General features: G+C 71.6%; 17 protein-coding genes. 16 read left to right on the plus strand and 1 reads right to left on the minus strand.

What is annotated here, in order from left to right:
- Positions 1–52 precede the first annotated feature (52 nt).
- The 13 genes from ACYSUO_RS06745 (at position 53) to ACYSUO_RS06805 (ending at position 13,210) form a co-directional block, all read left to right on the plus strand.
- Entirely contained in the window at positions 53–1,102 is a 1,050-nt protein-coding gene (locus tag ACYSUO_RS06745) for an AfsA-related hotdog domain-containing protein (RefSeq protein WP_461775079.1), read from the plus strand.
- The gene (locus tag ACYSUO_RS06750; protein WP_461775080.1) at positions 1,099–2,175 is read left to right on the plus strand and encodes a beta-ketoacyl-[acyl-carrier-protein] synthase family protein; all 1,077 of its coding nucleotides are present in this window, start codon (positions 1,099–1,101) and stop codon (positions 2,173–2,175) included. Before ACYSUO_RS06745 ends, ACYSUO_RS06750 begins: the two co-directional genes overlap by 4 nt.
- An 11-nt stretch (positions 2,176–2,186) precedes the next feature.
- Positions 2,187–3,908: an FAD-dependent oxidoreductase gene (locus ACYSUO_RS06755; protein WP_461775081.1), complete on the plus strand. Its 1,722-nt coding sequence runs from the start codon at positions 2,187–2,189 to the stop codon at positions 3,906–3,908.
- Entirely contained in the window at positions 3,905–5,032 is a 1,128-nt protein-coding gene (locus tag ACYSUO_RS06760; RefSeq protein WP_461775082.1) for a beta-ketoacyl-ACP synthase III, read from the plus strand. The genes ACYSUO_RS06755 and ACYSUO_RS06760 overlap by 4 nt, the downstream gene beginning before the upstream one ends.
- The gene (locus tag ACYSUO_RS06765) at positions 5,029–5,289 is read left to right on the plus strand and encodes an acyl carrier protein (protein ID WP_461775083.1); all 261 of its coding nucleotides are present in this window, start codon (positions 5,029–5,031) and stop codon (positions 5,287–5,289) included. Before ACYSUO_RS06760 ends, ACYSUO_RS06765 begins: the two co-directional genes overlap by 4 nt.
- A complete protein-coding gene (locus tag ACYSUO_RS06770) occupies positions 5,286–6,506 on the plus strand; it encodes a beta-ketoacyl-[acyl-carrier-protein] synthase family protein (protein WP_461775084.1) in 1,221 nt (406 codons plus the stop codon). The genes ACYSUO_RS06765 and ACYSUO_RS06770 overlap by 4 nt, the downstream gene beginning before the upstream one ends.
- A gap of 106 nt (positions 6,507–6,612) precedes the next feature.
- A complete protein-coding gene (locus ACYSUO_RS06775) occupies positions 6,613–7,590 on the plus strand; it encodes an aldo/keto reductase (RefSeq protein ID WP_461775085.1) in 978 nt (325 codons plus the stop codon).
- Between the two features lie 12 nt (positions 7,591–7,602).
- The gene (locus tag ACYSUO_RS06780; RefSeq protein ID WP_461775086.1) at positions 7,603–9,243 is read left to right on the plus strand and encodes a 3-hydroxyacyl-CoA dehydrogenase NAD-binding domain-containing protein; all 1,641 of its coding nucleotides are present in this window, start codon (positions 7,603–7,605) and stop codon (positions 9,241–9,243) included.
- Positions 9,244–9,288: 45 nt separating this feature from the next.
- Positions 9,289–9,786 carry a cupin domain-containing protein gene (locus tag ACYSUO_RS06785; protein WP_461775087.1) on the plus strand — a complete coding sequence of 166 codons (498 nt, stop codon included), beginning with the start codon at positions 9,289–9,291 and terminating at the stop codon, positions 9,784–9,786.
- A complete protein-coding gene (locus tag ACYSUO_RS06790) occupies positions 9,783–10,484 on the plus strand; it encodes an HAD family hydrolase (protein WP_461775088.1) in 702 nt (233 codons plus the stop codon). The genes ACYSUO_RS06785 and ACYSUO_RS06790 overlap by 4 nt, the downstream gene beginning before the upstream one ends.
- Before the next feature lie 179 nt (positions 10,485–10,663).
- The gene (locus ACYSUO_RS06795; RefSeq protein WP_461775089.1) at positions 10,664–11,527 is read left to right on the plus strand and encodes an AfsR/SARP family transcriptional regulator; all 864 of its coding nucleotides are present in this window, start codon (positions 10,664–10,666) and stop codon (positions 11,525–11,527) included.
- Between the two features lie 187 nt (positions 11,528–11,714).
- Positions 11,715–12,974 (plus strand): cytochrome P450, encoded by a 1,260-nt coding sequence (locus ACYSUO_RS06800; RefSeq protein WP_461775090.1) that lies wholly within the window; start codon positions 11,715–11,717, stop codon positions 12,972–12,974.
- A gap of 35 nt (positions 12,975–13,009) precedes the next feature.
- Entirely contained in the window at positions 13,010–13,210 is a 201-nt protein-coding gene (locus ACYSUO_RS06805; RefSeq protein ID WP_461775091.1) for a ferredoxin, read from the plus strand.
- Between the two features lie 59 nt (positions 13,211–13,269).
- On the opposite strand, the gene ACYSUO_RS06810 is transcribed toward ACYSUO_RS06805, so the two are convergent.
- On the minus strand, positions 13,270–13,863 hold the full coding sequence (locus tag ACYSUO_RS06810; protein WP_461775092.1) for a hypothetical protein: 594 nt from the start codon (positions 13,861–13,863) through the stop codon (positions 13,270–13,272).
- A 184-nt stretch (positions 13,864–14,047) separates the two neighbouring features.
- Here ACYSUO_RS06810 and ACYSUO_RS06815 point away from each other — a divergent pair, with 184 nt between their 5' ends.
- The 3 genes from ACYSUO_RS06815 to ACYSUO_RS06825 are packed head-to-tail and all read left to right on the plus strand — an operon-like array spanning position 14,048 to position 18,277.
- On the plus strand, positions 14,048–16,483 hold the full coding sequence (locus ACYSUO_RS06815) for a DUF3289 family protein (protein ID WP_461775093.1): 2,436 nt from the start codon (positions 14,048–14,050) through the stop codon (positions 16,481–16,483).
- A complete protein-coding gene (locus ACYSUO_RS06820; RefSeq protein WP_461775094.1) occupies positions 16,470–17,066 on the plus strand; it encodes a hypothetical protein in 597 nt (198 codons plus the stop codon). Before ACYSUO_RS06815 ends, ACYSUO_RS06820 begins: the two co-directional genes overlap by 14 nt.
- Before the next feature lie 50 nt (positions 17,067–17,116).
- Positions 17,117–18,277, plus strand: a complete 1,161-nt coding sequence (locus tag ACYSUO_RS06825; protein WP_461775173.1) for a pentapeptide repeat-containing protein — start codon at positions 17,117–17,119, stop codon at positions 18,275–18,277.
- Positions 18,278–18,279: the final 2 nt, after the last annotated feature.

The raw sequence follows: 18,279 nt of genomic DNA on the forward strand, positions 1-18,279 counted from the left end.
TTCCCCGCTGCCCCGGTCCGCCTGACCGCCCGTACCGACGAAAGGAAATCCCGTGCCCCCGACCCTGTCCGCACCGTCGGCCCCGCACCGAGGCGAACAGGCGGAGCTGTCCTTCACCCGCACCGTCGACCGCCGTATCCTGCACCGCTGGGCGCTGTCCGAGGTCTTCCTCACCGATGTGCACCACACCGACGACGGCGGCTACCGCGCCGCGGCCCAACTGCCCTGGAAACACCCGTACTACGGCGACCACCTCACCCGCCTCGACTGCCCCGACCCGCTGCTCCTCCTCGAGTGCGTGCGGCAGGCCGAGACCTGGGGCGGGCACGCGGTCGCCGGCGTGGGCGAGGACCGCCAATTCCTGCTGCGCCGCTGGACCATGGCGCTGCCGGGCCTGCTGACCGCCCCCGACACCCAACGTCCCGCGGAGGTCTCGGTGGCGGTGACGACATCCGGCGCCCAGGGCCCCGCGGGCTCCCCGCGCCGTCTCACCTTCGCCGCCGACGTGGGGGTGTGGGACCACCACGTAGGACAGGTCCGCATCGAGGTCGGCTACATCCCCTCCGACGTGTACGCCGCCGTGCGCGAGAGCGGCCGGGGCAGGCCCCTGCCCGACTTCGACGCGCTGCCCCGCACCACCAGCTCCCTTGCCCCGCACTGGGTCGGGCGCACCGACCGCCACAACGTCGTCCTCGACGACATCACCGTGGACGGGCAGGGCACTTCGGCGCGCGTGTGCGCCCCGCTGGACAACCGCAGCATGTTCGACCACGCCCAGGACCACGTGCCCGGCATGGTCCTGATGGAGGCCGCCCGGCAACTGTGCCTGTTCACCGGGGCCGAGCTGCACGGCACATCCGCGGCCCACACCACCGTGGCCGGCTTCGACTTCTCCTTCAGCCGCTACGCAGAGCTGGACGCGCCGCTGAGCGCCCATGTGCGGCACAGCGGCCCCTACGCCGGGGACGACGCCCTGGCGGTTTCCGCACTGCCCCGACTGACCACGCACCACGTCGAGTTCCTCCAGGACGGAGCCCTGTGCGCCCGCGGCGTGCTGCACACCACCACCGCCCGCGCCGCACCCCAGAGGAGGCAGCCGTGATCGACATCCCTCGCGGCACCTGGATCGCCGCCGCCGAGTGGCTCCCGGCCACCTCCCGGACCCCCCAGGACGCGCTGCGCCTGGGGCAGGTCACCGCCGAGGAGATCGCGGCCATGGGGTACTCCTACCTGCCGTGCTCGGAGGACCTGTCCGCACCGCAGATGGCGGCCGAAGCCGGACTCGCGGCCCTGGAGCGCGCCCAGGTGGATCCCGCGCGGCTGGGCTCCGTCCACCACGCCTGGACCTACTACCAGGGCCACGACTTCTGGTCCCCGGCCCACTACGTCGCCACGCGCCTGGGCGCCCGGCACGCCGTCCCCGTCGGCATCCAGCAGATGTGCAACGGGGGCGCGGCCGCCCTCGAAGCGGCCGTCGCCCGCCTCGCCGTCACCGCACCATCCGCCTGCGCCCTGGTCACCACCGCGGACCGCTTCGTCGCCCCTGGCTTCGACCGCTGGGCGGGCGACTACGGGGTCTGGTACGGCGACGGCGCCACCGCCGCCGTCCTGGGCCGCGCCGCCGGAACGGGCCCACCGGAACGGTCCCTGCAACTGCGCGCCCTGGTCACCCGCGCCCAGCCCGACCTGGAAGTCGTGCACCGCGGCCGCGACCGCTTCCATGCCGCCGCGGGCGAACTCGGGCCCGTCGACGTACGCCGCACCAAGAAGGCCTACCTGAGCGGCACGGGCCGGGACGCCTTCGTGGCCCGGCTGCGGCGCTGCACCACCGACGTGCTCGCCGCCGCCCTCGCCCAGGCCGCCGACCGGCCGGGGGCGTGCACCGACAGCGGCCCGCGCTGCGTCCTGCTGCCCCGCCTGGGCGCGGCCACGGCACGCGACATCTACGGCAAGGCCGTCGCCGAAGTGACCGGCGCCCCGGCCGTGGACCTGGGCGCGGGCACCGGACACCTCGGCGCCGGGGACGCCCTGTCGAACCTGGCTGCCCTGTCCGACCCCACCCACCCGCAAGGGCTCCTCCCGGGCGAGTACGCCGTCGTGCTCAGCGCCGGAGCCGGCTTCACCTGGAGCGCGCTCGTCGTGCAGCGCCCCACCGAACAGACCGACCCGTCGTGAAAGGCCACTTCATGTCCGCACCCACCCCGTCCGACAGCCTGCTGGAACAGGCCCCGCCCGGCGCGCCCGTCGTCATCGTCGGAGCCGGCCCCGTGGGGCTCGTGCTCGCCGCCGAACTCCTCAGCCGCGACGTCCCGGTACGCATCATCGACGGCACCCCGCCCGGCTCCTCGCTGCACTCGCGCGCCATCGTGGTGTGGCCGCGCAGCCTCGAACTCCTCGACCGGATCGGCGCCGCCGAACCCCTCGCCGAGGCCGCCAACCGCCTCGACGCGGTCACCTACTTCTCCCAGCGCCGCCTGCTCGGCTCCATCGAGATGAGCAGGCTGGCCGAGACCCCCTTCCCCTTTGGCGCCGTGATCCCGCAGAGCCGTACCGAGGACGTCGTGCGCGCCCGGGTGGAGGCGCTGGGCGGAAAGGTCGAGCAGGGCCGCGTCACCGCGGTCCAGAACATCCACCGCCGCCCCGTCGTCGAGGTCGAGTGGCCCGACGCCTCGGGCAGCGAACACATCGAGGCCTCCTGGGTGATCGGCGCCGACGGCGCCCACAGCACCGTGCGCCGCCTCGCCGGCATCGAGTTCCTCGGCTCCGGCGAGGACGTGCTCTTCGCCATCGGCGACGGCCCCATCGACGGCGACCTGCACCACAACGAGCTGCTGTACTGCTACACCCGCAGCGGCGCCCTGGGCCTCGCGCCCTTCGGCGAAGGCCGCTTCCGCCTCGCCGTCAGCGTCCCCGGCTGGAACCGCCAGGACGCCCCGCCGCGGGCCCTGTTCCAGCAGGTGATGGACGAGCGGGCCCCACGCCCCGGCGTCATCGGCACGCTCGACTGGACCACCATCTTCCGCGCCCGGCGCCGGGTGGCCGAGACCCTGCGCGAGGGCCGCGTCTTCCTCGCGGGCGACGCCGGGCACATCTTCAGCGCCGCCGGTGCCCAGGGCATGAACACCGGCATTCAGGACGCCGTGAACCTCGGCTGGAAGCTGGCCGGAGTCATCGACGGCACCCTGGAGCCGGGCATCCTCGACACCTACGACACCGAACGCCGGCTGGCCGCGGAGCGCGTCGTCCTCACCACCGCCAAGCAGACCAGCTGGGGCCTCTTCCGCCGCAGGCGTCAGATCGCCGTCCGCGACGGCGCCGTGCGCCTCGCCCAGCGCTCCGGCCTGCTGCAGCGCTTCGGGGCGCCGCTGATGGCGCAGCACGACGTCACCTACCGGCCCGCCGAATCCCTGCGCGACACCCTGCCGGGAGTGACCCGCAAGGTGCGCGCCGGAGACCGGCTGCCCGTCTTCAGCCGGCACCCGCGCGGCCGGGAGACACCGGCGCCCGCCACCGAGCGCGGCGGTTGGCCGGTCGTCGACGCGGCCCGCCCTTCCGTCCTGCTGTGGGCTGGAACGCGCCAGGACGGCGCCTGGATACGGCAGGCCGACGCCGTACGCGCCGGGCTGCCGCCCACCGTTCCGGTGCAGGACATCTCCGCCCGCCCCGGCTTCGCGCCCCTGCTCGGCAACCGGCCCCTGGCGGCCGTGGTCCGCCCGGACGGACACATCGCGGCCCTGACCGAAGCCGAACCCGTCGCCGTACGCACCGCCCTGCGCGAGACCCGCGCCGTCATCGGGCCGCGTCCGGACAGCGGCAGGGCGGGCACCGAGAGCGTCACCGAAATGGGCGTCGCGGCCGCCGCGTCACATGGAGACACCCGAGGAGACATCGAAGGAGACATCCAGTGAGCAGGGCTGCGGTCCTGTGCGGCCTCAGCGCGTGGGTGCCGCCCACGGTCGTGGACAACGACCAGCTCGCGCGGGACCTGGACACCTCGGACGAGTGGATCCGCACCCGCACCGGCATCGCCCGGCGCCGTATCGCGGGACCGGGCCTCGCCACGTCGGACCTCGCCGCCGAAGCCGGCCGCAGGGCCCTGGAGTCGGCACGACGGACCGCCGCGGACACCGGCGCCCCCGGCCCGCAGGTCGACCTGGTGGTCCTGGCCACCAGCACGCCCGACCAACCGTGCCCGGCCACCGCACCCCAGGTCGCCCACCGGCTCGGGCTCGGCACCGTCGCCGCCTTCGACGTGGCCGCCGTGTGCACCGGCTTCATCTACGCACTGGCCACGGCCGCTTCGATGATCGTCGCCGGCTGCGCGCGCAGCGCCCTCGTGATCGGGGCGGACACCTTCTCGACCATCCTCGACCCGGCCGACCGCACCACCCGCGCCATCTTCGGCGACGGCGCGGGCGCCGTGGTGCTGCGCGCAGGCGAGGACACCGAACCCGGCGCCCTGCTCGCCTTCGACCTGCACAGCGACGGCGCGGGACACGAGCTGATCACCGTCCCCGGCGGAGGCGCGCGCGAACGCTCCACGCGTACCGGCAACGAGGCGGACTGGAACCGGTACTTCACCATGCAGGGCCGCGCCGTGTTCACCGAGGCCGTCGTGCACATGAGCGACTCGGTGCGCACCGTCCTCGACCGCACCGGCTGGGAGAGCGCAGAACTCGACCGGCTCGTCGCCCACCAGGCAAACCTGCGGATCCTGCGTGCCGTGGGCAGCCAACTCGACCTGGAGGAGCGGCAGGTCGTCACCAACCTCGACGAGGTCGGCAACACCGTGGCGGCCTCCATCCCGCTCGCCCTGGCCGACGCCGCCGCCGACGGGGACCTGCGACCGGGCCACCGGGTGGCCCTGACCGGCTTCGGCGGGGGAGTCACCTGGGGCTCCGCCACCTTGACCTGGCCCCGCCTCGACCTCGCGGCCGACGTGCCTGAACCCGAGGGCGCGCACTTCACCGAAGAAGGCGCGCACTTCACCGAAAGAACCGACAGAACCGACGACAAGGAGAACCTGTCATGACCGCCACCACCGCCAACACCACCGCCGCCCTCACCGACCGCGTCGCCTCCCTGATCGCCGAGCACTTCGGCCTGCCCGAGGAGGAGCTGCGTTCCGGCGTCACCTTCGACGAGTTGGACATCGACTCCCTCGTCCTGGTCGAGCTCGGTCTGATCCTGCGCAAGGACATGGGGATCGTGCTCCTGGAGGGCGAGTTGAAGCCCAGCCACACCCTCGAGACGGCCGTCGAAGTCATCGCGTCCAAGGAGGCCGCGTGAGCGCCGCGGCCTCCATCACCGGCATAGGCCTGGTCACCCCGGCCGGTATCGGCCTCGAGGACAACTGGTCGGCCGTCGCCGCCGGCCGCTCCGCCGCGGCCCACGACCCGCAACTGGCCGGACTGACCACCGACTTCTCCTGCCGGGTCCCCGGCTTCGACGCCGATGCCCTCCTGGGCCGGCGCACCGCCTGGCGGCTCGACCCCTTCACCAGGTTCGCCATGGTCGCCGCCCGCCAGGCCGTCAAGGACGCCGGCCTGGACACCCGTACCTGGGACGGGGCCAGGGTCGGCATCGTCCTGGGCAACTCCTTGGGCGGCACGCACACCATGGAAGAACAGACCCGTCGTTTCTACGACGACGGGCCCGACGACGTCTCCGCGCTCACCGTGCCGAAGTCCATGGTCAACATGGTCGCCGGATACGTGGCGATGGACCTCGGCATCCTCGGCCCGAGCCTGGTCACCGCGACCGCCTGCGCCTCCGGTGCCACGGCCCTTGGTGTGGGCCGTTCCCTGCTCGCCTCGGGCCAGTGCGACATCGTGCTCGCCGGTGGCACCGAGGCCGCGCTCACGCCCGCCACCGTGACGGGCCTGTCCCGCATGGGCGCGCTCTCCGAACGCCGCGAGGACCCGCAGCGGGCCTCGCGCCCCTTCTGCGCCCACCGCGACGGATTCGTACCCGGCGAAGGCGCCGCCGTCCTGGTGCTCGAAGGACCCGGCCACGCCCGCGCCCGAGGCGCGTCCGCCTACGCGGACCTGGTCGGCTTCGGCGCCTCCAGCGACGCCCACCACGCCACCCAGCCCCACCCCGAGGGACAGGGCCTCATCCGTGCCGCACAGGACGCCCTGCGCGACGCCGGCGCGCTGCCCGACGAGATCGGGCACGTCAACGCGCACGGCACGTCCACCCCGCTCAACGACAGCACCGAGGCCCGCGCGCTGCGCAAGATCTTCGGCACCGGCCCCGCCGTCGCCTCCACCAAGGGCGTCACCGGACACACCCTGGCCGCCGCGGGCGCCATCGAAGCCGCCTACACCGCCCTCGCGCTGCACCACCAGACCGTGCCGCCCACGGCGAACGTGGAGCGGCTCGACCCCGAGGTGGACATCGACGTGGTCACCGGGCAGGCCCGCCCGGCCCGCATGGAACTCGCGATGAGCACCTCGCTCGGCTTCGGGGGCCACAACGCCGCCCTCGTACTCAAGGCCGCCTGACTGCCTGACCGTCTGGCCGCCCGAGCGCATCGCGGCGGGGACCGTCCGAGCGGTTCCCGCCGCACCCGTCCCACGAACCACACCCCCACACGGAAGCGAAACCACCATGGGCACCACACCGACCGCACACCCCCTCCTCGACGCCGCGGGCCGCCGCACCACCGACATCGGCCTCGGCTGTATGGGAATGAGCTGGGGCTACGCCGAGTCCCAGCGCGACGACCTGCGCTCCACCCAGGTCATCCACGCCGCCCTGGACGCCGGGGTGCGCCTGATCGACACCGCCGACGTGTACGGCGACGGCCACAACGAACGGCTCGTCGGCGCCGCCCTGCGCGGCCGCGGCGATGGCACCGTCCTGGCCACCAAGGGCGGCCTGGTCGTGGACGATCTGGCCCGCCGTGACATGCACCGCGACGGCAGCCCCGCCCACCTGCGGGCCGCCGTCGAGGCGTCCCTGACACGGCTGGGGGTGGAGGCGATCGACCTGTACTACCTCCACCGCATCGACACCGCGGTGCCCCTGGAGGACAGCTGGGGCGAACTCTCCCTGCTCGTCGCCGAGGGGAAGCTGCGCGCCCTCGGCCTGAGCGAGGTCACCGCCGCCGAGGCCGGCCGCGCGCACGCCGTCCACCCGGTGGCGGCCGTCCAGTCGGAGCTGTCCCTGTGGACCCGCGACCCCCTCGACCCGCACACCGGAACGCTGCGCTGGTGCGCCGACCACGGGGCCGCCTTCGTGCCCTACGCCCCGCTCGGCCGCGGTTTCCTCACCGGCGCCTACACCCCCGACTCGTACGAGCAGGGTGACTTCAGGGCCACCAGCCCCCGCTTCGCGGGACTGGCCCACGAGGCCAACCTGCGCATCGTCGAGGCCACGCGCCAGGTCGCAGGCCGCAACGGCGCCACGCCCGCCCAGGTGGCCCTGGCCTGGACGCTTGCCCAGGGGCCGCACGTCATCCCCGTGCCGGGCACCAAGAACCCCGGCTATCTGAAGGAGAACCTCGAAGCCGGTGACCTGGCACTGGACAGCGACGACCTCGCCCTGCTCGACGCGGTGCCCGCCGCCGTCGGCAGCCGCTACTGAGGAGGCCGGCCCATGCCCACCGCACGCCGTGCCGCCGTCGTCGGCACCACCGCGACAGCCGCAGCCCTCGCCCACGCCCTGCACACCGGCGGAGCGCACACGACCCTGGTCACGCCCGACGCGGACACCCCACCGCGGACGCGGCACGACAACGGATCACCGCGCCGCAGCGGGAACCTCGACGACCTGGCACGGGCCGACGTCGTCATCCTGGCCGCAGGCGAGCAACCGGCCGCCCTGCGCCAGCTGTTGGCTCGAGTCGCCGCCCACCGGGCCGCCGGTTCCGTGCTCGCCGTCGCCTGCCTGGGCCCTGCGCTCGGGGACCTGAACGTTCCGGGCGCCGAGGACCTGATGATTCTGCGCGTGCCCCGCCCCGACCTGATGAAGGCCGCGGAACTGACCGCCTCACCGCACACCGCACAGGCGTCCCGGGGTCTTCTTACCGAGACCCTGCGGGCCGCGGGCATCACCCCGCACCTCGTGACGGACACCGCGGGCGGGCACAGCACGGCCCCGTTCCTGCGCCTGCTCGACCGCGCCATGCAGCTACTGCAGGAGGGCCGAGCCGACGCCGAATCCATCGACACCGCGATGCGCCTCGGCTGCGGTTGGCGCACGGGCCCGCTTCAACTGGTCGCCGAGCTGGGGCCCCAGACGGCGCGTCAGGCACTGGCCGCCGTGGCGCAGACGCGCGGGCCCCGCTGGGCCCCTGCCTCCACACTGCCCGCAGCGCGACTGCCGGGCGCCGCCCCCGCGACGCGGACGGCCGCGCACAGCGCGGAGGTCGGCACCGACCGCGAACGCGTCGTGGTCGTCGGCTCGGGAACCATGGCGTGCGGCATCGCCGAGGCCCTGGTCCGCTCCGGACACCCCATCGACCTGTTGGCACGCTCCAGGAGCTCCGCCCAACGGGCCCAGGAGAGCGTGACATTCGCCCTGGAGCAGACCCTCGCGGGCGACGAACTCGCCACCGCGGCCGCGCTTCTCGGAGCCGGCTGCGAGGAGAACGTACTCGCGGACGCGCGGGTCGTCATCGAGGCGGTGGTCGAGGACCCGACGGCCAAGAGTGAACTCTTCGCCCGCATCGGAGGGATCTGCCCCGCCGGAACGCTTCTGGCCACCACCACGTCCAGCCTGTCCGTCCACGAACTCGCCGCCGCTTCCGGCCGTCCCGAGCACGTTGTGGGACTGCACTTCTTCAACCCGGTACGCCACATGAACCTGGTCGAACTCGTCCCCGCCGACACCACATCGGACCGGACGACCGACCGCGCCCGGCGCCTCGTTGAGAGAATCGGCAAGGTCCCCGTGCGCTGCGCGGACCGCCCCGGCTTCCTGGTGAACGCGCTCCTCTTCCCCTACCTCGACGACGTCCTCGAACAGGTGCGGTGCTTCGGCTCCGACCCGGCCCAGCTGGACGCCCTGGCCAAGAGCGTCACGGGCCTGCCCCTGGGACCCGTACGCCTCCTGGAGACGGTCGGTGCCGATGTCGCCCTGGCCGTACTCGACCAGTTGAGCTCGGCGGACGACGCGCGCCCCGCTCCCTCCGCGCTGCTCCAAGACGCGGTCGCCGCAGGGCACTTGGGCCGCAAGAGCCCGGGGCGGAGCGTCCGGGCGTTCCTCGACCGGGTGCAGTTCCCCGCAGTGGCGTGAAGCCCCCGAATCCCCAACACCCGCCCAGCCTCAGGAGTTTCCCTCATGTACTCGTACCGCTCGTTCCCCTCGATCCGCCGCGGTCGCAAGGCGCTTGTCGCCGCCGCTGCCGGAGCCCTGCTGGTGACCGCCGGCAGCGTGGCGTACGCGCAGACCACCGCCGCGGGTGACCCCGTCACCAGCGAGACACTCTCCGAAGGTGACACCGGACAGCCCTTCACCATCAAGGCGGACGGCGCCCGGCACCTCGTCTACCGCAAGGCCGTCATCCCGCCGGGCGCCGGCACCGGTTGGCATTTCCACACCGGCGAGGAGATCGCCGTCATCCACTCCGGCACCATGGTGCGCATCAACGGCAGCGACTGCTCGGAGCGCAGCCTCGGACCGGGCGACGCGCTCGTGGAGCCCACCGGCCCCGACGAGGTGCACTTCGGGACCAACCGCGGCAGCGAGCCCGTGGTCCTGTACATCACCGATGTCCTGCCGGAGGGCGCCGACTTCTCCGAGCCCGCGGAGGACCCCGGCTGCGAGAACGCCAAGTGACCGCGCCCACGGACACCGCACGGACCCGGGACGTCGGCCACATCCGGGTCGCCTTCTTCGACGTCGACGAGACCCTGCTGACCGTCAAGAGCATGTTCCGGTTCCTGAGGTTCCACCTGCGCGCCCGCGGCCTGCCGGACACGGCCTACGACGAGGCCGCCCAGACCCTGCGCCGGCGCTCGGCCGCCGGAGTCCCCCGGGCGCAGACGAACCGCGAGTACTACCGGCTCTACGCCGGGCAGTCCCTCACGGACGTCTTCGCCCAGGGGCGCGCCTGGTTCGCCGAGGAGTTGGAGCGCGGGGTCCTGCACGCTCCCGGAGTCACGCAATTGCAAACGCACCAGGGGCACGGCGCACGCATCGTCCTCGTCTCCGGTTCGTTCGCCCCCGCACTCGAGCCGGCCGCGCGTCTGCTCGGTGCGGACCGGTTGATCTGCAGCACGCCCGAAGTGAGCCGGGGAAAGTACACCGGCCGCCTTGCCAGGCCCCTGATCGCGGAGGAGAAGGGGCGGGCCGTGCAGCGGTTGCTCGCCGAACTCGACGTCCCCGCCGAACAGGCCGCCGCCTACGGGGACCACGCTTCCGATCTGCCGATGCTGGCGGCGGCCGGGCTGCCGGGCTGTGTGGGCGACGATCCCGCTCTCGTGGCGCACGTTCGCGACCGTGACGGAATCCTGCTCCCCGGCATGAACGGCTGAATCGTCAAGGAGTCGTAAACAGTGGCTCGTGTGAGGGGGTACTCACTCGGCGTACAACATGAGAACGGCTATTATGTTTTCTGTGCACACGCCGCCACCGTGTGCACAAAAGGCATCCGGGCAGCGCTCTGTCTCCGAGGGCGGAGCGCTGCCCGGTACGGCTCCTGAGGGGGACTGCAGTGACCGCAGTGACTGAGCACCACGCTTCCGATACCAGACCGATCGTCGACACCGAGGCCCTGCGCTTCCGCGTTCTGGGCCCGCTCTCGATGACCGTGCACGGCCGTGAGGCCGCACCGACCGCGGCGAAGCAGCGCCAGGTCCTCTGCCTGCTCCTGATGAACGTCGGCCGGAGGGTGACCACCACCGCGCTGACGTCCGAACTGTGGCCCAACGAGGTGCCGCGCACGGCGAAGACCGCCCTGCAGACCTACATCAGCGCCCTGCGGCGGCTCTTCGCCAAGGAACTCGGCCTGTCTGCCGAGACCGTCGCCGCGTCCCTGCTCACCACCGACGCCGGGAGCTACACCCTGCACCTCCCCGCATCCTGCTGGGACGGAGCCGAGTTCCGGGCCCTCCTTGAGCAGGGCGAGGGTGCCGCCGCGCGCGGAGACCACGAGGAGGCCGAGGTCACGCTCACGCGGGCCCTGTCGATGTGCCAGGGGGACATCCTCGAAGATGTCCTGAAGGGCCCTCAACTGCGCCCGCTGGCCCGCTTCCTGGACGAGGCGAGGCTGCACGGCGAGGAGATCCTGGTCGACACCTTCCTGCGCACCGGCAAGAAGAACCAGGCCGTGTGCCGTGCCACCACCCTGGCCGACCGCAACCCCTACCACGAGGGGCTGCACGCCCAGTTGATGCGATCCCTGTACGCCGCCGGCCGGCGCAATGACGCGCTCAAGGCCTACCGCGAGCTCGACGCCCGCCTCGCCGACGAACTCGGCACCGTGCCCTCACCGGAGACCCGCACCCTCCACCACGCCCTGCTCCAGGACGCCCCCGACACCGCGTTCCTGCGCCTCGCACCGGTCAGCGGCGCCTGATTCCTCGGGGCCGGCGCGACGCGGCCACGGCGCGGAGGCGCCCGGGAGTGGGACGGTTGTGCGTCATACATAGAGAGTGCATCATGCACAGACGGTGCATGATGCACTTTTGTTGAATGGTGCATTGTGCAGGTCCTCTCGCCACCGTGGACCGCTGCCGTGCCTCCACCCCACGAGGAGACGCACCATGACCGACCAGGCCGAACACGCCTACGCCCAACCGCCCGTCAGCCTGCCGCTGTCGGGCGACACCCCGCTCGAGCCGCCCGCCGTATGGGAGGAGCTGCGCGCGCGGTGCCCCGTCGCCCGCGCCACGCTGCCCAGCGGTGACACGGCCGTCTATCTGACCCGGTACGACGACGTCCGGGGCCTGCTCTCCGACCCCCGGTTCGTCCGCCCCACCGAGCAGGACAACGCCGCCCGCATGGCACCCGAAGGCGCCGGGGGAGCCGCCGCCACCGGCAGCTCCGCCATCGCGACCCCCAACCGCGGCGAACCGCACCAGCGTTGGCGCCGCCAGGTGGGCCGATACTTCACCGCCAAGCGGATGACCGCCCTGCGCCCCGCCATGATCCGCCTCGCCGAGGGCCTCGTGGACACCATGCTCGCCGCCGGCGCCCCCGCCGACCTGCGGGCGAGCCTCGGCTTCCCGTTCCCCGTCTACGTCATCTGCGACCTCCTCGGCGTCCCCGCGGAGGACCGGGACCGCTTCTCCGGCTGGTCCGACAGCTTTCTCAGCGTCACCCGCTACAGCGCCGACGAAATCCGCACCGCCCAGGCGGAGTTCGTCGCCTACATGTCCGCGCACATCGCCACCAAGCGCGCCGAACCCGCCGACGACCTCCTCAGCGTCCTCATCACGCAGAGCGAAGAAGCGGGCGGCGCGGGGAGCGAGAGCGAAGGCGGCGGCCTGAGCGACGACGAACTCGTGTCCACCGGCATGGGACTGCTCGTCGCCGGCCACGAGACCACCGCCAACTCGATCGGCAAGATGGTCTCGCTGCTGCTCGACGACCGCAGCCGCTGGGAGAGCCTGCTGGCCGATCCGTCCCTGGTGCGCACCGCCGTCGAGGAGTCCCTGCGCTTCGACAGCAACCTCGGCTTCGGGCTGCGCCGTTACCTCGGCGAGGATGCCGAGGTCGGCGGACAGGTCGTCCCGGCTGGCAGCACGGTCGTGTGCAGCATGCCGGCCGCCAACCGCGACGAGCGCGCCTTCACCGGCGCCGACGGCATGGACCTCGCCCGGACCCCGAACCCCCACCTCACCTTCGGCGTGGGACCGCACTCCTGCCTCGGCCAGGCACTGGCCCGCACCGAACTCCAGGTCGTCCTGGAGGTCCTGCTGTCCCGCGTCCCCACCCTGCGCCTCGCCGTCCCCGCCGCCGAACTCCGCAAGACTGAGGGCCTCCTCGTGGGTGGCCTGAGCGAAGTCCCGGTCAGCTGGTGACCCGCAACCCCACAGCCCCGTAGAGGAGACGGACCATGAACCTCACCGTCGACCAGGACAAGTGCTGCGGCGCCGGCGCCTGCGTCCTGTCCGCGCCGGAGGTCTTCGACCAACGGGACGAGGACGGCATCGTGACCCTCCTGACCCCCGAACCCGGCCCCGAACACCACGCTGCCGTGCGCGAGGCGGCGGCGATGTGTCCCACCGCGGCGATCGGTGTGAGCGAATCCGGCTGAGCGTCACGAGGCCATGGAACAGGCCCGGGCGGTTGGACCGCCCGGGCCTGCCGCCAGGATCAGATGTTCGGAGCGGTCACGATCTTGCCGGTCGGGGCCTTCGCGCCGACGGACGTGCCGAAGTCGGACCACGTGATGGTCTGCATGCCGGTCCCGTTGCTGTACGGCATCTCCTGCTGCAGCAGGTAGGGCTTGCCCGTGGTCGCGATGCTGTACGTCGCCTTCTTGCTCGGGTCCGTGCCCTTGGCGACGACCGTGGCGACGGGCTGTCCCGCCACCTCCGCGGTGTCACCCTTCGTCAGCTTGAGCGTGCTCTTCTCCTGCCGGCCGAACTGCTCGACGTGGCAGTAGCTGACGAGCGCCTTCGTGAGCGAGGCGGTCGGCGAGCCGTGCATCCACTGGGCGGCCTTGATGGTGGCGGCGCCGTCCTTCTTGGCCCAGGAGGCGAACTTGGAGTCGACCTTGACCCAGACGTCGTTGCCCTTGCGGATGACTTCGAAGGTGCCCATGTCCTTCAGGTCGACCGTGCCGGTGCACTCCGTGGCGGAGAGCCGGAGGTCGGACTTGGCGTCCGACCGCGACATGACCTCGTGGACCGAACCCGCGGCGGCCTTGGTCTCCAGGCCCTTGGTCAGTATCGGCCTCTCGCTCAACAGGCGCCACCACCAAATCACCAGGAACGGAACTTAACGATCCACCCAGCGTCCTCAACTCCCCCTCAAGGAAGCCAAGGTTCCGTCACCGACCCCTGCTAGCTTCTGCGTTCGACTGGCGAAGTGCCGTGAAACGGGGGCTACTTCGCGACGCCTGGTAAGTATGGACACTTGGGGGAAGACCATGCGCAGACGCGTCACCATGCCACTCAGCGCCTTATTACTCCTGCTCGGAACCGCGGCACCCGCGGTCGCGGGCAACGACGAGGACACACCTTCCGGGAAGACCATCTACCGGGACAACGCGGTCGACGTCTCCTACCGGCAGCTCGCGGCGGACGATCCGCAGTGGGGCAAGGTCCCGAAGGAGCTGCGCGACAAGTCGACCGAGGGCTCCTACATCGCGGAGCTCCAGATCAAGAACGTCTCCAAGCGTGACATCACCGACTGGTCCCTGACGTTCGAACTGCCGGACAGAATCACGGCGACCGGGTCGGCGAAGCTGGATGACGCCCAGCAGGGCGAGCGCACGACGATCCAGAACGTCGCGGCGAACAAGGTGATCGAGCCGGGTACCACCTCGACCCTTTGGTACCGCGCGAAGGCCGGCGACACGGCACACACCCCCGCCTGGACGAGCTTCGCGAAGGACGGGGCGCGGCCGACGAAGGACACCGACGGCGACGGGCTCCCGGACGACATGGAGCAGCGCGCCAAGCTCGACCCGAAGAAGCAGGACACGGACCACGACGGCCTCACCGATTTCGCCGAACTCGGCTACCGCAGCGACCCGTTGAAGGCGGACAGCGACGGCGACAAGGTCCGCGACGGCAAGGAGGACCCGGACGGCGACCACGTGGTGAGTGAGCGCGAGATACGGCTCAAGACCTCACCCGTGCACGCGGACACCGACGGCGACGGACTGGACGACGGCAAGGAACTGGACCGGCACACGAGCCCGGCCGAGCCCGACACCGACGGCGACGGCGTGGAGGACGGCCAGGAGACACGGATCGGCTCCGACCCGCGCGTCAAGGAGTCCACGTTCGACGTGACACGGTCGGCGGACGGCGGCGCCACCACGGCCTCGGCCACGATCAAGGGGCTGCGCTCCAAGCAGGTGTCCACGTTCGCGGTCACCAAGCTCCCGGCCGACCAGCAGCAGTTCCCGAAGTCCACTCCGGGGTACGTGGGCAACGGCTACGAGTTCGCGGTCGACGGCGAGTTCGACGCGGCGAAGATCTCCTTCAAGGTCGACCCGAAGCGGGCCGGATCGGACTTCGAGCCGGCCGTCTACGGCTACGACGAGAAGTCCCAGCGCCTGGTCAAGCTCGCGGACCAGCGGCTCGACGGCGACACGATCATGGCCACCACCAGCGACTTCACCAAGTACACGGTGCTCAACAGCCGGGCCTTCGACAAGGTGTGGGAGCACACCGACCAAACCGTCCGCAAGGATTCCGCCCAGGAACGGGGCTCGTCGAAGGACACCGACAACGACGGCATCAGCGACGACGACGAGAAGGCGATGCGCGCCGGGAACCTCGTCCAGGGCAATGGTGTGCCGGTGGGCACGATGGACCCCAAGAACCCGGACTCGGACGGTGACTCGGTCAAGGACGGCAAGGAGGTCCAGGTCGTCACGGGCAAGGCGTCCGGCACGCAGGAGGGGACCAAGCAGCTGACCTACGCCAAGCTGACCTCGAACCCGATGAAGGCGGACACCGACGGCGACGGCTCCCGGGACCGGGCCGACCGCAACCCCCTGGTCGCCGACCAGTCGGACATGCTGATCCACCAGTCGGCGAACCGGGAGGGCCGGCGCAAGGAGCCCGACCCCGAGCACTTCCAGGTGCCGCCGAGCCAACTCGTCGCGGACGACCTGACGTTCAACGACTACGACTGGGACGAACTGACCGACCTCAGCTGGTCGTTCTGGAACGCCTCGATCACACCCGAGTTCCTGATGTGGGGCGAGTTCAACGACATCATGAACTTCGGCAAGGCCGGCGCGGACAGCGACAACCAGCAGACGGTGGACGACCTGCGCAACGCCTTCCGCTTCGGCCACAACGGGGAGAGCGCGGGCTCCGTCACCGTGGACGACAACTACGACCCCGCCCGGTTCCAGAAGATCGGCTCCGGCAGCGCGCTGTCCCGGGCGGTCGAGGCATCGCCGCAGGAGAAGACGTACACCGACAAGGCCAAGGAGCTCATCGTCCGGTCCATCAAGGACAACAAGGGCGGGACGGCGCAGTTCCAGCTCCAGGACGACCTGAACAAGAACCTGCTGTACCAGCAGTTCGCCCGGGAAGGCCTGCAGTACCCGGTGTACGACTTCTCCCTCTGGGACGCCAACCAGCGGGCGCTGTCCATCGCCATCCACCAGTTCCACGGGCACACCATCGAGCTGAAGGACTACGAGGTCAGCGGCAACACGTTCTCCGGGAAGCTGCTGTTCCACTCCTACGACCACTTCGGCCTCGACCCGGACGACGAGGTCACCGAGTACGGCTTCATCGACTGGTTTACGCTGCAGCACTATGACCGGTTCGATGGGAAGTACGCCCCGCCGATCGCGGTGGCGGACGTCGAAGTTCCCATCAGTGGCTCGTTCTGACGCCCTCGAGTTGGAGCGTCGCCGACGGCGGCGCTCGCCGGGCCGGGTCCTGCTCGTCACGCTGATCGTCGTGGCGGCGCTGTTCCTGGCCTGGCGGGTCGTCGTCATCGGCGTACTCGAGGCACACTTCGGCAGCGGTTTCGACGACCGGCGGTTCGACAAACTGGAGACGGAGTTCGACCGCAGGGAGGCGGCCTTCGCCAAGGCCGACGCCCGGATGAGGGCGCTGGTGGCCGCCCACCCGCGGGCCGAACGGATCACCTGGATCCCGGAGGTGATCTGCGTACGCGACACGGGCCGCCCCGAAGCCTGCCGCCCGACGACCCGGCAGGACCGGGCGGCGTACGGGGCGCTGTGGGGCGTCGACGTGATCGTCCACCAGTCGAAGGACAAGGGGCGCACGTTCTTCCGCTTCTACGGCAACGACCCGCCGCGCTACACGATCATGCACGCCTCGGAGGGCACGGACGCGGAGTCGTACGCGGAGGACCACGGGTTCCGCAGCACGCGATCGCTGAAGCCGGGGTGGACGATCCTCGGACCGATCGAGGATCTGGACCGGGAGGATGCCCAATGGCAGTAAGTAGATGGGCTCTTGATCACCCGTCAGGCGGCGCCTAGGCTCCCATGCTTGTGGGTATGGGGGAGCCGGACCGTCGGCGACGGGCATGCCGCGACAGTCCGGTCGCGCGCCGTGTGGGCGCGGGACTGCTGGCCGCCGCGGGACTGGCCGTGCTGGGCGCCGTGTTCGTCTTGCTGCCGAGCGTGGTGGTCGACCACGATCTCGCCGGGGCGAGCGTCGCCGCGAAGGACCGGCTGAAGGCGGTCAACGATGTCCGTACGACACTTCTGCAGGTGGTCGGCGGCCTCGTCGTGCTCTTCGGCGCGTACGCGACCTGGCGCCAACTGCGGGTGAGCCAGGACGGGTTGCGCGCCACCCAGGAGGGTTACGTCACCGACCGTTTCAGCCGGGCCGTCGACCAACTGGGCAGCGACAAGCTGGACGTGCGCATCGGCGGGCTGCACGCGCTGTGGCGGATCGCGGAGCAGTCCGCCCGCGACCGGGAGGCCATCATCTCCATCCAGGCCGCGTATCTGCGCACCCATCTGCCCTGGCCGCCCGCCGGGCCGCAGTCACCCCCGGTGGACGCGCCCATCAACGACATCGCGCCCCTGGAGACGCGCGCCGCGGACGCCCAGGTGGCGCTGACCGCGCTGGGCGTCCTGTGTCAGCACCGGGAGCAGTCCTGGGTCAATCTCAGCCTCACCGACCTGCGCCGGGCCGACTGCGACGGACTGTGGTTCCCCGAGGTCAACTTCGACCGCGCCTGCATGGAGGCGGCGGGCCTGTACCGCGCCAACCTGGCCCAGGCGTCCCTGGTCTCGGTCAATCTGCGGCACACCGACCTCACGACCGCGGTCCTCAGCCGGGCCCGCTGCGTGCTGTCCGACCTGCGGGCCGCGAAGATGGTCGAGACCGACCTGCGGGACGCCGACTTCACCGAGACGGACCTGCGCGAGGCGAACCTGCGCAAGGCCGACGCACGCGGCGCGGTCTTCCACCGCGCCGACCTGCGCATGGCAGACCTGCGCGGCGCCGACCTGAGTACCGCCCACCTGGTCGACGCTCGGCTGACCGGCGCCCTGGCCAGTGAACGCACTCGCTGGCCCGCCGACTTCGACCGCGCGGCCGCCGGAGTGGTCGACACCGACGACCCGGGGCCGGAGCCCTCGCCCCTGCTCCAGCCGCCCGGCATGACATGGCAGGCGCCGCCGCTGCGGTCCACTACCTGACC

The sequence above is a fragment of the Streptomyces sp. UC4497 genome (assembly GCF_054871485.1).

Bases quoted from the DNA above. Each gene is read 5' to 3' on its own strand.
- ACYSUO_RS06755 (WP_461775081.1), top strand. From the start codon at position 2,187: ATGTCCGCACCCACCCCGTCCGACAGCCTGCTGGAACAGGCCCCGCCC.
- ACYSUO_RS06765 (WP_461775083.1), top strand. From the start codon at position 5,029: ATGACCGCCACCACCGCCAACACCACCGCCGCCCTCACCGACCGCGTC.
- ACYSUO_RS06775 (WP_461775085.1), top strand. From the start codon at position 6,613: ATGGGCACCACACCGACCGCACACCCCCTCCTCGACGCCGCGGGCCGC.
- ACYSUO_RS06780 (WP_461775086.1), top strand. From the start codon at position 7,603: ATGCCCACCGCACGCCGTGCCGCCGTCGTCGGCACCACCGCGACAGCC.
- ACYSUO_RS06785 (WP_461775087.1), top strand. From the start codon at position 9,289: ATGTACTCGTACCGCTCGTTCCCCTCGATCCGCCGCGGTCGCAAGGCG.
- ACYSUO_RS06800 (WP_461775090.1), top strand. From the start codon at position 11,715: ATGACCGACCAGGCCGAACACGCCTACGCCCAACCGCCCGTCAGCCTG.
- ACYSUO_RS06805 (WP_461775091.1), top strand. From the start codon at position 13,010: ATGAACCTCACCGTCGACCAGGACAAGTGCTGCGGCGCCGGCGCCTGC.
- ACYSUO_RS06815 (WP_461775093.1), top strand. From the start codon at position 14,048: ATGCGCAGACGCGTCACCATGCCACTCAGCGCCTTATTACTCCTGCTC.